Source organism: Kitasatospora sp. NPDC043950 (genome assembly GCF_056435345.1).
Genome location: NZ_JBWKER010000080.1, coordinates 1 through 17,717, shown reverse-complemented (window position 1 = coordinate 17,717; position 17,717 = coordinate 1). Strand labels below are relative to the sequence as shown.

General features: G+C 74.2%; 13 protein-coding genes and 1 pseudogene. 12 read left to right on the top strand and 2 right to left on the bottom strand.

The features are described 5' to 3' along the window. The first annotated feature begins 32 nt into the window (after window positions 1-32). The 7 genes and pseudogenes from AC07BF_RS34730 (at window position 33) to AC07BF_RS34700 (ending at window position 10,773) form a co-directional block, all read left to right on the top strand. Window positions 33-635: a TetR family transcriptional regulator gene (locus tag AC07BF_RS34730; protein ID WP_363581013.1), complete on the top strand. Its 603-nt coding sequence runs from the start codon at window positions 33-35 to the stop codon at window positions 633-635. Window positions 636-816: 181 nt separating this feature from the next. Next, window positions 817-1,632 carry a tyrosine-protein phosphatase gene (locus AC07BF_RS34725; protein ID WP_363581015.1) on the top strand — a complete coding sequence of 272 codons (816 nt, stop codon included), beginning with the start codon at window positions 817-819 and terminating at the stop codon, window positions 1,630-1,632. Further along, on the top strand, window positions 1,626-3,401 hold the full coding sequence (locus AC07BF_RS34720; protein WP_478334411.1) for a glycoside hydrolase family 3 protein: 1,776 nt from the start codon (window positions 1,626-1,628) through the stop codon (window positions 3,399-3,401). Before AC07BF_RS34725 ends, AC07BF_RS34720 begins: the two co-directional genes overlap by 7 nt. Window positions 3,402-3,602: 201 nt before the next feature. After that, entirely contained in the window at window positions 3,603-4,808 is a 1,206-nt protein-coding gene (locus AC07BF_RS34715) for a cytochrome P450 (protein WP_363581019.1), read from the top strand. Between the two features lie 334 nt (window positions 4,809-5,142). After that, window positions 5,143-6,207, top strand: a pseudogene (locus AC07BF_RS34710) (type III polyketide synthase); the annotation flags it as partial. 330 nt (window positions 6,208-6,537) lie between these two features. Beyond that, the gene (locus AC07BF_RS34705) at window positions 6,538-8,205 is read left to right on the top strand and encodes a multicopper oxidase family protein (protein ID WP_400809415.1); all 1,668 of its coding nucleotides are present in this window, start codon (window positions 6,538-6,540) and stop codon (window positions 8,203-8,205) included. Window positions 8,206-8,391: 186 nt separating this feature from the next. Next, window positions 8,392-10,773 (top strand): LuxR C-terminal-related transcriptional regulator, encoded by a 2,382-nt coding sequence (locus tag AC07BF_RS34700; protein ID WP_478318614.1) that lies wholly within the window; start codon window positions 8,392-8,394, stop codon window positions 10,771-10,773. Here AC07BF_RS34700 and AC07BF_RS34695 read toward each other — a convergent pair. Continuing rightward, window positions 10,763-10,930, bottom strand: coding sequence for a hypothetical protein (locus AC07BF_RS34695; RefSeq protein ID WP_350876060.1), 168 nt, complete (start codon window positions 10,928-10,930; stop codon window positions 10,763-10,765). The two genes, AC07BF_RS34700 and AC07BF_RS34695, sit on opposite strands and share 11 nt — an antisense overlap. A gap of 45 nt (window positions 10,931-10,975) precedes the next feature. After that, complete coding sequence (locus AC07BF_RS34690) at window positions 10,976-11,152, bottom strand: hypothetical protein (protein WP_350876063.1); 177 nt, start codon at window positions 11,150-11,152, stop codon at window positions 10,976-10,978. 219 nt (window positions 11,153-11,371) lie between these two features. On the opposite strand from AC07BF_RS34690, the gene AC07BF_RS34685 reads away from it, so the two are divergent. The 5 genes from AC07BF_RS34685 (at window position 11,372) to AC07BF_RS34665 (ending at window position 17,542) form a co-directional block, all read left to right on the top strand. Beyond that, a complete protein-coding gene (locus AC07BF_RS34685; protein WP_478334410.1) occupies window positions 11,372-12,586 on the top strand; it encodes a choline kinase in 1,215 nt (404 codons plus the stop codon). Further along, window positions 12,583-13,620 (top strand): T3SS effector HopA1 family protein, encoded by a 1,038-nt coding sequence (locus AC07BF_RS34680; RefSeq protein ID WP_478334409.1) that lies wholly within the window; start codon window positions 12,583-12,585, stop codon window positions 13,618-13,620. The genes AC07BF_RS34685 and AC07BF_RS34680 overlap by 4 nt, the downstream gene beginning before the upstream one ends. A 5-nt stretch (window positions 13,621-13,625) precedes the next feature. Next, a complete protein-coding gene (locus AC07BF_RS34675; RefSeq protein ID WP_478334408.1) occupies window positions 13,626-14,606 on the top strand; it encodes an LLM class flavin-dependent oxidoreductase in 981 nt (326 codons plus the stop codon). A 179-nt stretch (window positions 14,607-14,785) separates the two neighbouring features. Then, window positions 14,786-16,180, top strand: coding sequence for an alpha/beta hydrolase (locus AC07BF_RS34670; protein ID WP_478334407.1), 1,395 nt, complete (start codon window positions 14,786-14,788; stop codon window positions 16,178-16,180). Between the two features lie 171 nt (window positions 16,181-16,351). Beyond that, the gene (locus tag AC07BF_RS34665) at window positions 16,352-17,542 is read left to right on the top strand and encodes an alpha/beta hydrolase family protein (protein ID WP_400988898.1); all 1,191 of its coding nucleotides are present in this window, start codon (window positions 16,352-16,354) and stop codon (window positions 17,540-17,542) included. The last annotated feature ends 175 nt before the right edge of the window (window positions 17,543-17,717 follow it).

Genomic DNA, 17,717 nt, shown 5'->3' with positions numbered 1-17,717 from the left:
CACTCAACTCACCGAGAGGAAACGGAAGAACCATGCAGGGGACGGACACCGCGGCGGAGCAGGGCATGCGCGACCGCAAGAAGGCGCGCACCCGCGACACCATCCGCACCGCGGCGCTCGACCTCTTCGAGGAGCAGGGGTTCGAGCGCACCACCGTGGACCAGATCTGCCGCCGCGCCGACATCGCCCACCGCACGTTCTTCCGCTACTACCCGGCCAAGGAGGCTCTGCTGTTCGGCTGGGACTTCGGCCAGGCCATCCTCGACGCCTTCGCCGCCGCCCCCGCCGAACTCCCGCTCTGGGCCGCGCTCGACCACGCGCTGACCGCCACCGGCGGCCGGCTGGAAGAGCCCGTCGAGCACACCGAGCGCCGCCGCCGGCTGCGCCGGAGCCTGATCGAGGTGCAGGGTTCCGTGCACAACTACGCCGTGGTCGTGATCGACAGCTTCACCGAACGCACCGTCACCATCGCGGCCGAGCGGCTCGGCGTGGACCCGGCCACCGACCTGCGTCCGACCGCGCTCGGCGCGCAGTTCGGCGGCATGGTGCGCCACCACGTCCTGATCGCGTCCGAGACCGGCACGGTGGCCGACTGGCACAAGGCCTACCGGGACGTGCTCGACACCACCGGCTGACCCGAGCCGACACCCCTACACCCCGTCACCCCTACACCCCGTCACCACTGGGCGATGCCGTCGGCCGTCCGGACGGCACCGCGCGCCCTTTCGCCGCCGGCCCTGCCCTTTCTCTCCCCCCCTCGTGCGGCCCGCCGCGCACCTTCACCACCTGCTTCGCACTTCCTGAAAGGCCCCCCGCATGTCCCTGGTCAACTTCCGCGACCCCGCAGCGCTCGCCGACCCCGCGAGCCGGTGGATCCGCCCCGGCACCCTGTTCCGCTCCGCCCAGCCCTTCCCCGCCGCCGACGAGGCCGTCGTCGCCCAGCTGCGCGAGCACGGCATCACCACCATCGTCGACCTCCGGGGCGAGTCCGAGAGCCGCCCCGAGGACTGGGCCGCCGCCGAGGCCGCCGGCATCGCCGTCGTCCTCGCCCGGATCGAGCCGACCAACGACGAACTGGCGCAGGCCATGCGGGCCATGACCACCGCCGAGGACCTCGGCGCCTTCTACCTGCTGATGGCCGAGTCCGCGCCGCAGGGGCTGGCCGCCGCCGCCGAGGCCACCGTCCGCCCGGGCGGCGTGCTGGTGCACTGCGCGGCCGGCAAGGACCGCACCGGGCTGCTCACCGCGCTGCTGCTGGAGCTGCTCGGGGTGCCCGCCGAGGAGATCGTCGCCGACTACGCCCGCACCAACGAGGCGATCGAGCAGATCTGGGCCGGCCTCGCCGACCGCAACCGCGCCGCCCTCAACGAGGTCGAGGCCGGCCGGCTGGTCGTCCCCGCCCCGCTGCTGGAGGCGCCCGCCGGGGCGATGAGCACCTTCCTCGACCTGGTCCGCGCCAAGCACGGCGGCGCCGAGGGCTTCCTGACCGCCTGCGGGGTCACCGCCGAGACCCTGGACGGCTTCCGCGCCAAGGCCGCCGCCCGCGCCGCCGCCAGCACCGAGGCCGGTACCGCCGCCAGCACCGAGGCCCGTACCGCCGCGTCGAACACCGCCGAGGTGACGGCATGCTGACCCTGCTGCGGCACACCGACGGCACGCCCTTCCGCGACCTCAACCACAACGGCACCATGGAGCCCTACGAGGACCCGCGGCTGCCCGTCGAGGAGCGGGTCGAGGACCTCCTCACCCGGATGACCTTGCAGGAGAAGGCCGCGCTGATGCTGCACGGCCGGATGCTCCCCGGCGACCAGGGCCCGTTCCCCTCCGGCGCCCGCCTGATCACCGAGCGCGGCCTCACCCACTTCGCCATGATGGCCGTCCCCGACCCGCGCGCGATGGCCGAGTGGAACAACCACGTCCAGGACCTCGCCGCGGCCGGGCGGCTGGGCATCCCCGTCACCCTCTCCTCCGACCCCCGGCACGGCTTCACCGCCAACCCGGCCACCGCCCACACCGGTGGCGGCTTCAGCACCGGCCCCGAGCCGATCGGACTCGCCGCCACCGACGACCCCGACCTGGTGCGGCGCTACGCCGACCTGATCCGCCGCGAGCTGTGCGCCGTCGGCATCCGGGTCGCCATCCACCCGATGGCCGACCTCGCCACCGAGCCCCGCTGGGCCCGGATCAGCGGCACCTTCGGGGAGGACCCGGAGCGCGCCTCGCGGATGATCACCGCCTACATCGAGGGTCTCCAGGGCGGGCCGATCGGCCCGGACAGCGTCGCCTGCATGACCAAGCACTTCCCCGGCGGCGGCCCGCAGGCCGCCGGCGAGGACTCCCACTTCGCCGCCGGCCGCCGACTGGTCTACCCCGGCGGCGAGTTCGAGACCCACCTGCGCCCCTTCGAGGCCGCCTTCGCCGCGGGCACCGCGCAGATCATGCCCGCCTACGCGATCCCCTCCGGCAGCGGCCTCGCCGAGGTCGGCGCCAACTTCAACCGGGACGTCATCACCGGCCTGCTGCGCGGGCGCTACGGCTTCGACGGCGTGGTCTGCACCGACTTCAACGCCATCACCGGCATGGACGTCCCCGGAGTGGTCACGCTGCCCCCGCGGCACTGGGGCGTCGAGGAGCTGTCCGTCGCCGAGCAGGTCGTGCTCACCCTGGACGCGGGCGCCGACCAGCTCGGCGGCGAGACGGACCCGGAGCTGATCCTGGCCGCCGTCCGTTCCGGCGCCGTCACCGAGGCCCGGCTCGACGAGTCGGTCCGCCGCATCCTGCGCGACAAGTTCCGCCTCGGCCTCTTCGCCGACCCGTACGTCGACCCGGAGGCCGCCGCCGACCTGGTCGGCGCCCCGGAGGGCCGGGCGCTCGGCCGCGAGGTCCAGCGCCGCTCGGTGGTCCACCTGGCCGGCGAGCCGCGCCCCGCCACCCGGCTGTACGTCGAGGGCATCGACCCCGCCGTCGCCGCCGGGTACGGCACCCTCGTCGAGGAGCCGGAGCGGGCCGAGCTGGCCGTGATCCGCCTCGCCACCCCGTACGAGCGGCGCGAAGGGCTGCTGGAGCAGCACTTCCACAGCGGCTCGCTGGAGTTCGAGTCGGCCGAGGTCGACCGCCTCACCGCGCTGGCCGCCACCGTGCCCACGGTGTTCGCCGCCCAGCTGGAGCGGCCCGCCGTGCTCACCCCGCTCGCCCCGCACGCGGTGCTGCTGATCGGCGAGTTCGGCGCCGCGGACGAGGTCGTGCTGGACGCCGCGCTCGGCCGGGCCCCGATGACCGCGACGCTCCCGTTCGACCTCCCCCGCTCGGACGCCGCCGTCGCCGCCTCCCGCGAGGACGTGCCCTTCGACACCCGCGCCCCGCTCTTCCGGCACGGGTACCGGGCCGCCGGGGAGGGCTGAGGCACCCGGGGCCGGGGCCTGCCACGGACCAGCGGACCGGTGGCAGGCCCCGGCGCGGGTGGAGCCGAGCCGCTGATCAGACCGGATGAATTACCGGCGCTCTCGCCCGTCCGTCGGTGTGTGCGGCCGACCGATCGGGTACCGGTGCATTCCGTCCGCCTCCCCCCATCCGGCCCGCGCGGCCCAGACCTGGAGGTCCGCATGTCCACCGACTCCAGCGCACGGAACTGCCCGTTCGACTTCGCCGAGACCCTAGAGTTCGACCCGACGCTCCGGCAGCTCATGAACGACGCACCGGTCAGCCGCATCCGCCTCCCCTACGGCGAGGGGGAGGCCTGGCTCGTCACGGGGTACGACGACGTGCGCACGGTCACCACCGACCGGCGGTTCAGCCGCCACGCCATCGTCGGCCGGGACTTCCCGCGGATGACCCCCGAGCCGATCGTCCAGGCCGAGGCGATCAACGTCATGGACCCTCCCGCCAGCGCCCGCCTGCGCAGCCTGGTGTCCAAGGGCTTCACCCCCGACCACATCGAGCGGATGAGGGACCGCACCCAGCACGTGGTGAACGGGCTGCTGGACCGCATGCGGGACCAGGGGCCCCCGGCCGACCTCATGGAGCACCTGGCCCACCCGCTCCCGCTGATCACGATCTGCGAGGTCCTGGAGATCCCCGAGGCCGACAGCGCCCGGCTGCGCGCCAACGCCCGGACGATGATGGACGTGAGCCTGGCCAACAAGCCGAACGCGGTACGGGCCAAGGCCGACCTGCGGGCGTACTTCGCCGAGCTGACCGCCGAACGGCGCAGGAACCCCGGCGACGACCTGATCAGCGTGCTGGCCACGGCCCGCGACGGCGACGAGGTCCTCGACGAGAAGGAACTCACCGTGATGGCCATGGTCCTGCTGATCACGGGCCAGGACACCACGACGTACGAGCTCGGCAACCTCTCGTACACCATCCTCAGCCGCCCCGACGTGCTCGCCGCACTGCGCGAGCGGCCCGAGACGCTCTCCCGGACGCTCCAGGAGCTGCTGCGCTTCATCCCCTTCCGCAAGGGCGTCGGCATCCCCCGGGTGGCCCTTGAGGACGTGGAGCTGAGCGGGGTGACGATCCCGGCGGGGGACATCGTGCACGTCTCCTACCTGACGGCCAACCGGGACGGCCGCCGGTTCGACCGGCCCGACGAGCTGGACCTGGAGCGGACCAGCCCCTCCCACATGACCTTCGGCTGGGGCGCGCACCACTGCCTCGGCGCGCCGCTGGCCATCACCGAACTCGAAGTCGCCCTCGGGACCCTGCTGGAGCGCTTCCCCAGGATCGCGCTGGCGAAGCCGGCCGCGGAGCTGGCGTGGAACACCACGTCCATCTGGCGCTATCCGCTGGCGCTGCCGGTCACCTGGTGACGGTGCCCCCACGCTCCGGCGCCCGCCCGCCGCCACCCGCCGCCGGCAACACCGCGCACGTCGGCCCGCACACCCCGGGGTGTGCGGGCCGACATGCGGGACGGGCCCGCCTTCCGTAAATTGGGCTAGGTGGCCTGAACCAACTTGCGACCAGCACGACCGCCCGTACCGCGATCATCCGATCCTCGCCCGGTCGGCTCGTCGGCCACTGAGTTGGGTCCCGCCCGGTGCGTCCCGCCGCCCGCGCCCTCCGCGCGTCCGGCTCGCAGCGGCTGCCGTCGAGTGGTGAAATCCCGCCCCGCCAGGGTCGCACCGGGAACACCGCTCGTCTGGAGGAAGTGCCGTGGCAGTTCTGTGCAAACCGGCGATAGACGTACCCGAGCACGTCATCACCAACGAGGAGACCATCGAGCTGGCGCGCAGGCTCCACCCCGACCACCCACAGCTCGAACTGGCGCTGCGTCTCATCAAGAACACCGGAGTGCGCAAGCGGCACCTGATCCAACCCATCGAGGTGGTGCTGAAGCACCCGGGGTGGGACGAACGGAGCGCCGTCTTCGCGACGGAGTCGAAGGCCCGCGTCCCGGCGGTGGTGCTCAGGGCCCTCGAACAGGCCCAAGTGGAGCCGTCCCAGATCGACTTGATCGTCTATGTGTCGTGCACCGGTTTCATGATGCCGTCGCTCACGGCGTGGCTGATCAACAGGCTGGGCTTCCGGCCGGAGACCCGGCAGCTGCCGATCGCCCAACTGGGGTGTGCGGCCGGCGGCGCGGCGGTGAACCGGGCCCATGACTTCTGTTCGGCCTACCCGGGCGCCAACGTGCTGATCGTGGCCTGCGAGTTCTGCTCGCTGTGCTACCAGCCCACGGACCTGGGCGTGGGCTCGCTGCTGTCCAACGGCCTGTTCGGCGACGGGATCGCCGCCGCCGTGGTCCGGGGCGAGGGCGGGACCGGAATGCGGCTGGAACGCAACGGCTCGTACCTCATCCCGGACACCGAGGAGTGGATCTCCTACGCGGTCCGCCCCACCGGATTCCACTTCCAGCTGGACAAGAGGGTGCCGGGGACGATGGAGCCGCTCAGCCCGGCCCTGCGCGCGGTGGCGGAGCAGCACCAGTGGGACGTGGGCACGCTGGACTTCTACATCGTCCACGCCGGTGGCCCACGGATCCTGGACGACCTCAGCCGCTTCCTGGAGGTGCCGCCCGAGGCGTTCCGCTTCAGCCGGGCCACCCTCACCCAGTACGGCAACATCGCCAGTGCGGTCGTGCTCGACGCCCTGGCCCGGATGTTCGACGAGAAGTCGGCCCTCGACGGCCACCAGGGGCTGCTGGCCGGGTTCGGCCCGGGGATCACCGCCGAGATGTCCCTGGGCACCTGGGCGTCGCCCGAATCCTGAACGGCGGCCGGGGCCGGTCGGCCCGACGCCAGTGCCGACCGGCCGCTCCGGTGCCCACCAGGTGCCCGGCCCCCGCGTCAGTCGTTCCGGGCCCGACGCCAGTGCCGACCGGGGCCCGGGCAGGTGCGGTCGCGCTGCGGAGCGCGCGAAGCTCGCCGATACTGAGCCAACGGGCAGTGACGGAACGTCGCGTCGGCGCTACGGTCCGACACGCCCGGCCCGCGCCGTCGTGCGCGCGGCGGCCACCGAGCAGGGCCGCCGGAAACCACGACCGGCGACCACTGGCCCGGCGGCGCACCGACCGTCCGGCCCTGGACGGAAAGACCGGGAATGCTGAACCGACGAGACCTTTTGAAAGCCGCCGCGATAGGCGGTCCGGCGGTCCTCTTCCCCTGGGACCGCGCACCGGGCGGGGCCCGGGTCTCGTCCCTGGCGTTGTCGGCCGCGCAGGCCGCCCCGGCCCCGCAAGCCGCGCCGCCCAGGTCGGAGGCCAAGCGGTCGGCCGCCCGGATCACCCCCTTCGAGCACGCCATGCCGGTACCCCCCGTGCTGAGCCCGGTGTCGCGGACGGACTCCTCGGACCTGTACCGGCTACGGATGGCCGACACCCAGGCGGAGATCGTCAAGGGGCTGCTGACCACCGTCCGGACCTTCGGCGGCTGCTTCCCCGGCCCGACCATCCGGGCGGTCAGAGGGCGGGAGGTGGTGGTCCAGCAGACCAACGACCTGCGCGTGCACACCTCCGTCCACCTGCACGGCGGCCATGTGCACTCGCGCTACGACGGCCTGCCGATGGACCTCGTCAAGCCCGGCGAGACCCGCGAGTACCGCTACCCCAACGAGCAGGTGGCCGCCTCGCTCTGGTACCACGACCACGCGCACGAGCTGGAGGCCGAGAACGTCTACCGCGGCCTGGCCGGCGCCTACCTGCTCAGCGACCCGCACGAGAGCGGCCTGCCGCTGCCGAACGGCGAGTTCGACATCCCGCTGCTGATCCGGGACGCCCGGATCGAGACCGACGGCAGGCTGGTCTACACCGACCCGTACGCGTGCCCGCACATGCTGGTCAACGGCAAGGAGCGGCCCTACTTCCAGGTGGCCGCGCGCAAGTACCGGCTGCGGGTCTTCAACGTCTCGCCCAACCGCCATGTGTCGCTGCGTCTCGCCGACGGCCAGCCGTTCACCCAGATCGCCTCGGACGGCGGACTGCTCGCCGCGCCGGTGACGGTGCACGAGCTGACCCTGACCGGCGCGGAGCGCGCCGAGATCGTGGTCGACTTCGCCCGCTACCCGGTCGGCGGATCGGTGGTGCTGGAGAACACGGCCGCGCTGGAGAGCGAGCGGACCGAGGTGCTGCGCTTCGACATCACCCGGACGGCCGAGGACCGGAGCCGGATCCCGGACGTCCTGGCCACCCTGCCGCCGATCCCGAAGGCGACGGTGCACCGGGAGTTCGCGCTGACGACCTTCCCGGACGCCAGGATCAACGGGCGCAAGTACGACCCGAAGCGCACCGACGTGCGGACCACCGTCGGCAGCAGCGAGATCTGGACGATCCGCAACCACCTCACCCGCCAGCCGGCCGGGGTCTTCCACGCCCCCCACTCCTTCCACACCCACCTGGTGCAGTTCCGCGTGCTGGACCGTGACGGGGTGCCGGTCGGACCGGCCGAGGCCGGGCTGAAGGACACCGTCACGGTCCACCCGGGGGAGAGCGTCCGGATCGCCATGACCTGGGGCCAGTACCCGGGCGAGTACGTCTACCACTGCCACCACATGGTGCACTCCTCGCACGGCCAGATGGGCCGGATCGACGTGCTGCCCGCGGGATCGAAGGACTCCGGGCGGGAGTCGGAGGACGCCTTGGCCGACTCGTCCCGGTCCACCGGAGCGTCGGCGGCCGGAGCATCGGCGGCGGGAGCCGGTCGACGGCGGTGGCGACGGCGCCACGGGCACCACCACGTGGGCCGCCGCCGTCGGCACCGGGGGCTGCGGTGAGTCCGGAACCGAACGGCAGGCCGGTCCGGGCGAGGGGTTGAGCCTGGCCGCGTGCCGATGCTGAACCGGCGGCGTCCCAGAAGTCTGGGATACCGCCGGTCGGCGCCGCCGTCCAGGATCAGTACGGACGATCCCGCCGGCGCGCCCGCGCTGTGTAGGCGGGCGGAGCCAGCTCTGGAGCCGTCCATGACCATCTTGTTCGAGTCCGGCGTCCCCCAGCAGGAACCTGCGGACCACCGGGCCTTCACGGGCGAACTGTTCGGGCGAGCACGTGAGACGGCCGAACTGCTGCGGCTGCTCGCCGACCCCGCCGTACCCGGCGTGCTGCTGCACGGCCTACCGGGCAGCGGCAAGACCCGGCTGGCGTTCGCGGTCGCCGAGCAGTACCGGGCGGCGGGCGGGGCGGCGGGAACTCCGGGACCAGCCGAGCTGCTGATGGCTGATCAGGTCGAGCCGGACGACTACCTGGCGCTGCTGGCCCGCTGTGCGCCGCGTGGGGCGAAGCTGCTCGCCACCGGTCGGCTGTCACCCGCCGGCGTCGGCGTGGCGTACCGGGTGGACCCACTGGCCGTTCCGGTGGACTGGTCACCGACCGACCTGGATGCCTTCTGCCGTACCCCCGCGGTAAAGGCCTTCACGGCTGCCCGGCGGGCCTGGAGCCCGGGCTTCACGGTGACCTCCCGGAACCAGCAGACCGTGGGCCGGATCTGCGTGGAACTCCGGGGCCTGCCGGGTGCGTTGGTGCTCGCGGCCCGGGTGGCGGCGCTGGAGGGTGTCGGCACCGTGCTGGCCGCACTCGGCGGGGCGGGGGGAGGCCGCCTGGTGGCCGCCTATGCCGAGCCGCCCGTTCCGCCGGCGGACCGGGCGCCGGACCGGTTGCCGGGACGGGAGGAAGGACGGGAGGTAGGACGGGAGGTAGGGCGACCATCAGGACGGTGCGGCCCGCTCGGCGCCGACGCGGCGCGGCTGATGTCCTGCACACCCCTGTTCGCCGGCGGGTCCGGGCCCGAGGCGCTCCGGGTGGTGTCCGGGATCGCGCCGAGCGCCTTCCCGGCGGCGCTGGAAGCCCTGTTCGACCGGCAGTCGCTGACGCTGGAGGACCGGCCGTCCGGCCGACTGGACGGTGCGGCCGAGACGCGACTGTACGTGCCGTTCGGCGACCTTCCCGAGGTTCGGCCCGCCGGCGGCCCGCTCGTCGTCCTCGCGCTCCGCCATGCGCGCTACTACGCCCGGCTCGCAGCCGGAGCCGCCCGGCGGCTGGCCGCCGGCGACCAGCCGACGGCCCTGCTCGCCCTGCGCGTCGAGGAGGCCAACCTCCGGCTGGCGGTCGGCACGCTGACCCGGCACGGGTTCACCGCCGAGGCCCTCGACCTGATGGAGCAGTTGCTCGCCCACGCCCGACTCGTCGGCCTCGGCCCGGACTGGGCCGACCGGCCCGCCGTGCCGCTCGGCGTCACCAGTCCCACCGATCCCGCCGATCCCACCGGCATCACCGGCATCACCGGCGGGCGAGCGCGGGTCCGGCTCGCGCTGATCCGCGCCGAGGCCCGACTGCTCGACGGCGACCACGAGTTGGCGAGTGCCCTGCTGGACGAGGCCGGGGCGGCCTCATCCGTGCCCGACCGATCCCGGACCACGCCCGATGAACCCTCCACGGCGGCCCGACTCCTGCGGCTGCGGGGCCTGACCGGATGCGACCGGGACCCCGACCGAGCGCTCGCCGCCCTCACCGGGGCAGCAGCGCTCCTCCGTGCGGCCGACGACGAACCGGCGGCCCTGCGCGTTGAGTTGGAGGCCGCCCTGGTCGAGCTTCGGGTCGGCCGGAGCGGGCGCGGCGCCGCACTGGCGGGCCGGGTGCTGACCGCGGCCCGGCGCCGTGGGGACGTGCTGCTGGTCGGCACGGCCCTGCTGCACCTGGGCCTGATCGCCGCCGCCGGCGGCGATCCGTCCGCGTCCCGCGCCCACTACGTCGAGGGGCTGGCCCACCTGCGCCCACTCGGCGCAGTCGCCACGCTCGGTGCGCTGGTCGGCCTGGTCGCGAGTCCGCTGCGCCCCGCACCGGCGCGGGCGACCGACGCCGCCCGGCTGCTGGGCAGCTTCCATCCGGGGCGAGCCGGCATTCCCGGCGACCCCGCGGATCCCGACCTGGCCACCGCTCGGCTGCTGCCCGGCATCCGCCGCAGACTCGCCGAGGACGAGTTCGCCCACGCGCTGGCAACCGGCGCGGCCACCGCGCTCCTGGACCTGCTCTGCTCCTTCTCCCTCGCCCTCCCCCTCGCCGAGCCGGACTCCGCCGAGGCGCCGCCGGGGCGGCAACTGACCAGCCGCCAACTGGAGGTATCGCTCCTGGTGGCCGACGGACTGAGCAACCATCAGATCGCGCGCCGCCTGGGCATCTCGGAGTGGACGGTGGTCAACCACCTCCGCGAGACGATGCGGCGGTTGCAGTGCTCCTCGCGGGTCGGCGTCGCCGGCTGGGTGCACCGCTCCGGCCGCCGGCCGGGCCCCGCCCGCAGCGTGCCGCGGGGCCCGGACGACGTGACGCTCGACGAGTCCGTCAGCCGATGATGGTGATCGTGACGAGCGAGAGGACGACGAGCGAGACGGTCGGGGTGACCTCCAGCTCCGCCGGGACGCCGGCGACGCCGGTGCTGGCGAGCTCCGCGATCGCGGCGTTCGGCGTGGTGTAGGCGGCGTAGCCGCCCATCAGGTCAGCAGTACTCATGTCGAACTCCCTTGAGATGGAAGGGAAATCAGGTCTGCGAGCGGATCACAGCTGGGTGGCGATGGAGACCACCACCAGGGAGATCGCCTCGGTCCACGGGGTGACCGTGAGGACCGGGGTGAACTCCAACTCGGCCGTGATGCCGGTGCTGGCGAGCTCCTCGATCGCCGCGTTCGGGGTGGTGTAGGCGGCGTAGCCGCCCATCAGGTCAGCAGAGCTCATGGTCATCCTCTCGACTCGTCGGATTCGGGCCCGGATCGGGCCCGGATTCGGCTTCGGATTTCGGTCGAGGAGCGGGTTCCTCGACCGCCCCCAGCAGATCAGGCGTTCGATGCCGGTGCCCAGTAGCAGGAAAGTGGGGCATCCTGCCCCCTTGCCCGCTCGGGCATGACAGGATCCTGCCTGTGGTGACCGCCGGCCGGGATCCCTAGCGTGGCCGCCATGGCAGCGACAGTCTCGACTCCACCGGCAACGCCGGCAGCCGACCGGGCCGGCCCCGGCCGCACCCCGGGCCTCTTCGAGTACGCGCCCGAAGTGCCGGTGGCACTGGCCGCGTTGGGCTTCGCCCCGCTGGACCCGGACAGCCTGGTGAGCCATCTCGGCCGCAACGACTCGTGGGCGGGACGCACCACGGACGGCACCGGCGTCTTCATCAAACGGCTCGACGGCCAGGCCCCCGACGGAACCGACCGCTATGACCGCTCCTGCGCCTTCGAGTCGGCCCGGACCGGGGCCGGCGCACTCTCCTGGGAGTCGCCGGCGCTGCTCGGCGGCGATCGGAAGCGGTTGGTGCTGGTCTTCGACCTGCTGGTGGATGCCGTCACCGGGAACACCCTCGCCGACGAGGACGGCTTCGACACCGGACTCGCCCGGCGGGCCGGCCGGGCGCTCGCCGAGCTGCACGGCTTCCCGACGGCCGACGTCCGGCCCAAGCCCCGCCCCGGCACGCGCACCGGCCACCGGCTGGCCGCGCTGACCGTGGCCGAGTACACCGCGAGCAGCGGCGCCGAACTGGCCCTCTGGGGCCTGCTCCAGCAGGACCGCCGACTGCACGGCGCCCTGCGCGCGTTGGACGCCCGCTCGGCCGCCGCCGACCACCTCCCGGTCCACGGCGACCTGCGGCTGGACCAGTTCCTGCTCTGCGACGGCACGCTCCAGCTGACCGACTGGGAGGAGTTCCAGCTCGCCGACCCGGCGATCGACCTCGGCGGCTTCGTCGGGCAGTGGCTGTACCGCGCGGCGAGTCGGATGTTCACCGGCGTCGACACCGACGAGGTCGATGCGGAGGTCGACGCCACCGATCCCGACCCCGACCCCGACCCCGACCCCGACCTCACTGACGCTGACGCCGACGGCGGCCGACCCGCCGACGCCCACGGCACCCTCATGCGCAGCGGAGAGCGCGAACTGGCCGCCGTCCTCCCGGTGATCGGCGCCTTCTGGCAGGGCTACCGGCAGCACGCCGACCGGCTCGATCCCGAACTCGCCGAGCGGGTGGTCGGGTACGCCGGCTGGCACCTCTTCGACCGCACCATGGCCACCGCGAGCGTCCGGCCCACCCTGAGCGCGGTTCAGCGCGGCATCGCCGGTGTGGGACGCGGGGCACTGCTCGCCCCGGACCGGTTCATCGAGGCGATCGGGCTGGTGGCGTCATGACGTACGTGTCCGAGCAGCTCGCGGCCGCACTCACCGGCATCGATCTCACCGAGTACCCGCAGGCCGTCACGGTGGACGGCCACCGCATCAGCGCCGACTCGCCGCGCGGCCTGCGGATCGCCCTGGGCACGGCGCTCTACGAGCAGTGGCACGCCGGCCTCGACCGGTCGCGCCTCGACCGATCCAGCACCGCCACCCGACTGCCCCGCCGTGACGTGGAGTTCGAGCGGCAGCTGATCTCGGCGACACCGCACGCGGACACGCTCGCCCCCGCCCGCCTGCGCGCCGCCGTCCCGACCGGAGCCGGGGCCGCAGCCGGAGCCGGGGCCGGGGCCGGAGCTGAGTCCGGGACCGGAACCGGGGGCGCCGCCACGGAGTTCACGGTCGAGCTGGGCGGCGTGACGGTCCGCGTCCCGGCCGCCGCCGTCCGGAACGACGGCCCGCGACCGGCGGACACGTCCGTGACCGTCGAGCTGCCTGCCGTCCGCCCCGCGCTGTCGCCCGGCTTCCTGCTGGTGGACGGGCCGCACGGCGGGCCGCACGAGGGCGAGTCGCTGCGACGGCTCTACCTGCACGTCGAGGACCCCACCGCCGCGCCCGCGCTCTGGGCGGCGCTGCTCCGGGAGCTGGCCGCCCGCTCGCTGCGCTACCGGGCCAAGGTGCTGTCCCGGCCCTGGTCGTACCCGCGTCGCGACGCGGTCGTGCTCTACCTCCCCCGCTCCCACGCCGACGAGTTGACGGCCTTGGCGGCGGCGCTGCGCGGCCTGCCCGGCCTCGGCACGCAGACCTCGGTCTTCGCCCGCCCCCTGGGGCCGGGCATCGCCACCGCCGACGAGCCCGGCGACACCAGGGCCGGGTGGCGCGGCCGGAGCTTCGGCCAGCACCGGGCGGCGGCGGTGGCCGAAGGAGTACTGCGACACGCGGCCGCCCCGGACGACCCGGCCGGATCAGGCGGACCGGCGCTCGCCGCCTCCGTCGCCCGATCGCTGCGCGACGCGGCCACCGACCCCACCGACCCCTCGCGGAACGGCTGAGCGGCATGCGGATCTCCGTCCTCTTCCCGCACGCCCTCCGCGACCGGGCCGACCTCACCGCGCTGACGGCGCTGGCCTCGCTGGTGGACGCCGGCGCGGCCGACCGGCTCTGGCTCGGGCAGTCCCTGGCGGTGGAGAGCCACCAGGCGCTGGCCTGGCTGGCCGGTACGGGGCAGCGGATCCCGGTCGGGCTCTCGGTCACGCTGACTGCTCTGCGACACCCCTTCGAGGCGGCCGCCCAGGCCCAGTCCTTGGCCGTGCTCACCGGACACCGGCCGGTGATCGGCTACGGCGCGGGCGAACCCTCGTTCGTCGGTGGCCTGCTGGGCGCCCCCTACGCCCGGCCGGCCGAGGCCGTGGCGGACTACGTCGGCGCGGTCCGCACGCTGCTGGACGGCCGGTCGGCCGGGCCTCCCGCACCGGGCCCCGGTCCCGCCGCGCCCGGGCTCCGGCTCCCGCACGGGGAGCCCCCGCCGGCGGTCGAGCTGGGCGCGGGCGTCCTGCGACCCGCCATGGCCCGCGCGGCCGGGCGGGTCGCGGACGTCGCGATCACCTGGATGACCCCGCCCCGGTACGTGGCCGAGGTCCTCGTCCCCGCCCTGGCCGAAGGCGCAGCGACGACGGGCCGGGTGGCGGCCCCGCCGAGAGTGGTGACCGTGGTGCACGCCGCCGTCGCCCGGCCGGGCCGCCACCCGATGGTGCTGGCCCAGCACGGCGCCGGCCGGCACCTGGGCGCGCCGCACTACGCCGACATGCTCCGCCGCGCGGGCCTGCACCTGGACACCCGCGACCCGGTGGCCGGAGCCCGCGAACTCGTCGAGTCCGGTGTCTTCCTCTACGGCTCGCCGGACCAGCTGGCGACCGAGCTCGCCGCCTACGGGACGGCCGGAGTCGACGAGGTGGTACTGAACCCCGCCGGCGTGGTGCTGGCCCACGGGTGGGACGCCGCGCTGGCGGACCTCACCGAACTCCTCACCCGTTCTTGAGGACGCCGGCGAGGCGTGCCGTCGTGGCGCAGCACGAGGGTGTGGGGGGCGTAGCAGACATGGTTCCGTCCGCCTTCCAGGTCGAATCCCGCCCGGACGCTCGCCATCGAAGTGCCGCGGGGCGCAGGCTGCTTCCGTGACCGCGTCGGCCCGGGCGCGGCGCGAGCGGAAGGACGAACATGACGAGCAAGCGCGGCCGTATCGCCGCTCTGCTGGGCGCCGCCGCGGTGGCCGCCGGGACCACCCTGGCCACCCCCGCAGTCGGCTTCGCCGCCACGGCCGGACCGGCCCGCGCCGGCGGGATCACCGGCCAGGCGCCCTGCCCGGACGCACCCGAGTTCACCTGCGGGACCCTCACCGTCCCGTTCGACCACAGCGGCGCCACCCCCGGCACCCTCGACCTCCAGGTGGCTATCACCGGCAACACCAAGGCCCCCAAGGGCGACCTGCTCTTCCTCACCGGCGGCCCCGGCCAGCCCGGCGTCCCGGCGATCAAGCGGATCGCGGGCAAGCTGGAACCCGTCCTCAAGGACTACCGCCTGGTGATGTACGACCAGCGCGGCACCGGCCGGGGCGCGCTCCAGTGCCCGGGCCTCCAGGAGGACATGGGCTCCTCCGACCTCGCCGCGCCGCGCAAGCAGTCGATCACCGACTGCGCCGCCGCCCTGGGCCCCGACGCCCGCCACCACAGCACCGCGGACACCGTCGCCGACATCGACCTGCTGCGCCGCGCGCTCGGCGACCGGCGCCTCACCCTGGACGGCGTCTCGTACGGCACCATCGTCGCCGAGCGGTACGCGCTCGCCCACCCGGCGCGCGTGGCCCGGCTGGTGCTCGACTCGGTGGCGCCGCAACAGGGTTTCGACCCCCTCGACCTGGCCGCGCTGCCCGCGAGTGCCCGGGTCCTGCGGGCCGCCTGCCGGGCCACCGGCTGCACCACCGACCCGGCCGCCGACCTCGCGGCCACGGTTCGGCGGTACGGCAACGGGGCGCAGGTCCTGAGTGCGCTCACCGGCTACGAGTTCATCGACCCGGACTACGGCGGTGTCCCGGAGATCCTGCACGAGGCCGCCGCCGGGCAGCCCGCGAAGCTCCAGGACTTCTTCGACTTGGTCCACCAGCAGGTCGACGCCGCCCCGGCCGAGGAGCTCAGCCAGGGGCTGCACTCCGCCGCCCTGTGCGCCGACTCGCGCTTCCCGTGGGGCACCACCGACACGCCCGTCGCGGGCCGCGCGGCGGCGCTGGAGCGCACCCGGCAGCGGTTGACGGCCGAGCAGACCTGGCCGTACGACCCGGCGACCGCGACCGGGCTCGGCAGCCTCCTGGTCTGCCTCGACTGGCCGCGCGAGCGGGTGCCGCCGGCGCCGTCGGAGCACCGCAGGCTGCCGGACGTGCCGGTGCTGCTGCTCGGCGGCGACCGGGACCTGGCCACGCCGTACGAAGTGCTGTACCAGCAGGCGAAGTTGGCGCACGACCCGCAGATCGTGATCGTGCCCGGGGCGGCGCACTCGGTGCAGAACCGGGCGGCGAACCCGGCCGGACGGCAGGCGGTGTACGACTTCCTGCTGAAGTAGCGGGAGCCGTCGGCGGGCCGTTCCGCGCGGGGGACGGAACGGCCCGCCGCCTCGGCCCGTCCGGCCTGCTGCGCCGGCCCGTCCGCCTCCTCCGCTGGGATGCCTCATCCCCTTCCCCGTCCTCCTCTGAGGGGATGTCAACTGCTGCGCCCGCGAACTAGCGTTGCCGACATGACCAGAATCCGTCGTGCTGCCCTGGCCGCCGCGCTCACGCTCGTCCTGCCGCTGCCGATCATCGGGGCGGGTGCGGCGTTCGCCGCGCCTGGGCCCTCCGTCGCAGCTCCCTCCGCGGCCTCGGACAGGTACGGCGTCCACCTGGAGCTGCCCCGCCCGACGGGCCCGCACGCGATCGGACGCAGCACCCTGCACCTCGTCGACCAGCACCGCCGGGATCCCTGGGTGCCGGCCGGGGGTGCCCGGGAACTGATGGTGTCGACGTACTACCCGGCCCGGCCCGGGACCGGCGGACCGGCCCCCTACATGACCACCGAGGAGGCCCGTCTGCTGCTGCAGCAGACGGCTCCGGGCGGCGCCGTCCCGGCCGAGACACTCGGCGGCACCCGCACCTACGCGCACGCCGACGCCCGGCCGGAGCGCGGCAGGTTCCCCCTGCTGGTGCTCTCGCCCGGCCTCACGCTGCCGCGCGCCACCCTCACCGGCCTCGCCGAGGACCTGGCCAGTCGCGGGTACGTCGTCGCGCTGGTCGACCACACCTACGAGTCCACCGGTGTGACCTTCCCCGACGGACGGACCCGCACCTGCGTCGTCTGCGACCAGACGCCCACCCTCGACGGCCTGGAGGCGATAGCCCGGAGCCGGGCCGAGGATCTCTCCTTCGTCGTCGATCAGTTGACCGACCGTCATTCGCCGTGGCGGTACGCCGGCATGATCGACCCGCAACGGATCGGCATGGCCGGGCACTCCATCGGCGGTGACGCCGCCGCCGCGACCATGGCCGGTGACGACCGGGTACGAGCCGGGGTGAACATGGACGGCACCTTCTTCGCGCCGGTTCCCGCCACCGGCCTCCAGGGCCGCCCCTTCCTCATGTTCGGCACCCTGGCCAACCACAGCCCGGGCGGCGCGGACACCAGCTGGGACCGCGACTGGGCGCGCCTGGACGGCTGGAAGCGGTGGCTGACCATCGCCGGCTCCGACCACTCCAGCTTCACCGACCTGCCCGTCCTCGCCGCACAGTTGGGCGTGACCGACCCCGCCGTGCCGATCCCGGCACAGCGCGCGGAGGAGATCACCCGCGCCTACGTCGGGGCCTTCTTCGACCTGCACCTGCGCGGCATCCCGCAGCCGCTGCTCGACGGCCCGTCACCGGCCGACCCGGAGGTCGCCTTCCAGCACCCCTGATCCCGCCGTCGACCCCGCGCGGGGTCCCGGTAGGGGGCGGCTCAGGCGGACGGTGCGGTGGGGGGGGGGGGGGGGGCCCGCCCCCCCCCCCCCCCCCGGGCGAGGTTTTTCTGTTTTTTTTTAGTGGCCGCCGCGGGGGTGTGTTCGGGCCTGGGTTGTTGGGAAGAGGGGGGAG

Excerpts from the sequence above, each read along its gene's own strand:
- AC07BF_RS34730 (WP_363581013.1), top strand. The coding sequence starts at position 33 with ATGCAGGGGACGGACACCGCGGCGGAGCAGGGCATGCGCGACCGCAAG.
- AC07BF_RS34725 (WP_363581015.1), top strand. The coding sequence starts at position 817 with ATGTCCCTGGTCAACTTCCGCGACCCCGCAGCGCTCGCCGACCCCGCG.
- AC07BF_RS34720 (WP_478334411.1), top strand. The coding sequence starts at position 1,626 with ATGCTGACCCTGCTGCGGCACACCGACGGCACGCCCTTCCGCGACCTC.
- AC07BF_RS34715 (WP_363581019.1), top strand. The coding sequence starts at position 3,603 with ATGTCCACCGACTCCAGCGCACGGAACTGCCCGTTCGACTTCGCCGAG.
- AC07BF_RS34705 (WP_400809415.1), top strand. The coding sequence starts at position 6,538 with ATGCTGAACCGACGAGACCTTTTGAAAGCCGCCGCGATAGGCGGTCCG.
- AC07BF_RS34700 (WP_478318614.1), top strand. The coding sequence starts at position 8,392 with ATGACCATCTTGTTCGAGTCCGGCGTCCCCCAGCAGGAACCTGCGGAC.
- AC07BF_RS34695 (WP_350876060.1), bottom strand. The coding sequence starts at position 10,930 with ATGAGTACTGCTGACCTGATGGGCGGCTACGCCGCCTACACCACGCCG.
- AC07BF_RS34690 (WP_350876063.1), bottom strand. The coding sequence starts at position 11,152 with ATGAGCTCTGCTGACCTGATGGGCGGCTACGCCGCCTACACCACCCCG.
- AC07BF_RS34685 (WP_478334410.1), top strand. The coding sequence starts at position 11,372 with ATGGCAGCGACAGTCTCGACTCCACCGGCAACGCCGGCAGCCGACCGG.
- AC07BF_RS34680 (WP_478334409.1), top strand. The coding sequence starts at position 12,583 with ATGACGTACGTGTCCGAGCAGCTCGCGGCCGCACTCACCGGCATCGAT.
- AC07BF_RS34675 (WP_478334408.1), top strand. The coding sequence starts at position 13,626 with ATGCGGATCTCCGTCCTCTTCCCGCACGCCCTCCGCGACCGGGCCGAC.
- AC07BF_RS34670 (WP_478334407.1), top strand. The coding sequence starts at position 14,786 with ATGACGAGCAAGCGCGGCCGTATCGCCGCTCTGCTGGGCGCCGCCGCG.
- AC07BF_RS34665 (WP_400988898.1), top strand. The coding sequence starts at position 16,352 with ATGACCAGAATCCGTCGTGCTGCCCTGGCCGCCGCGCTCACGCTCGTC.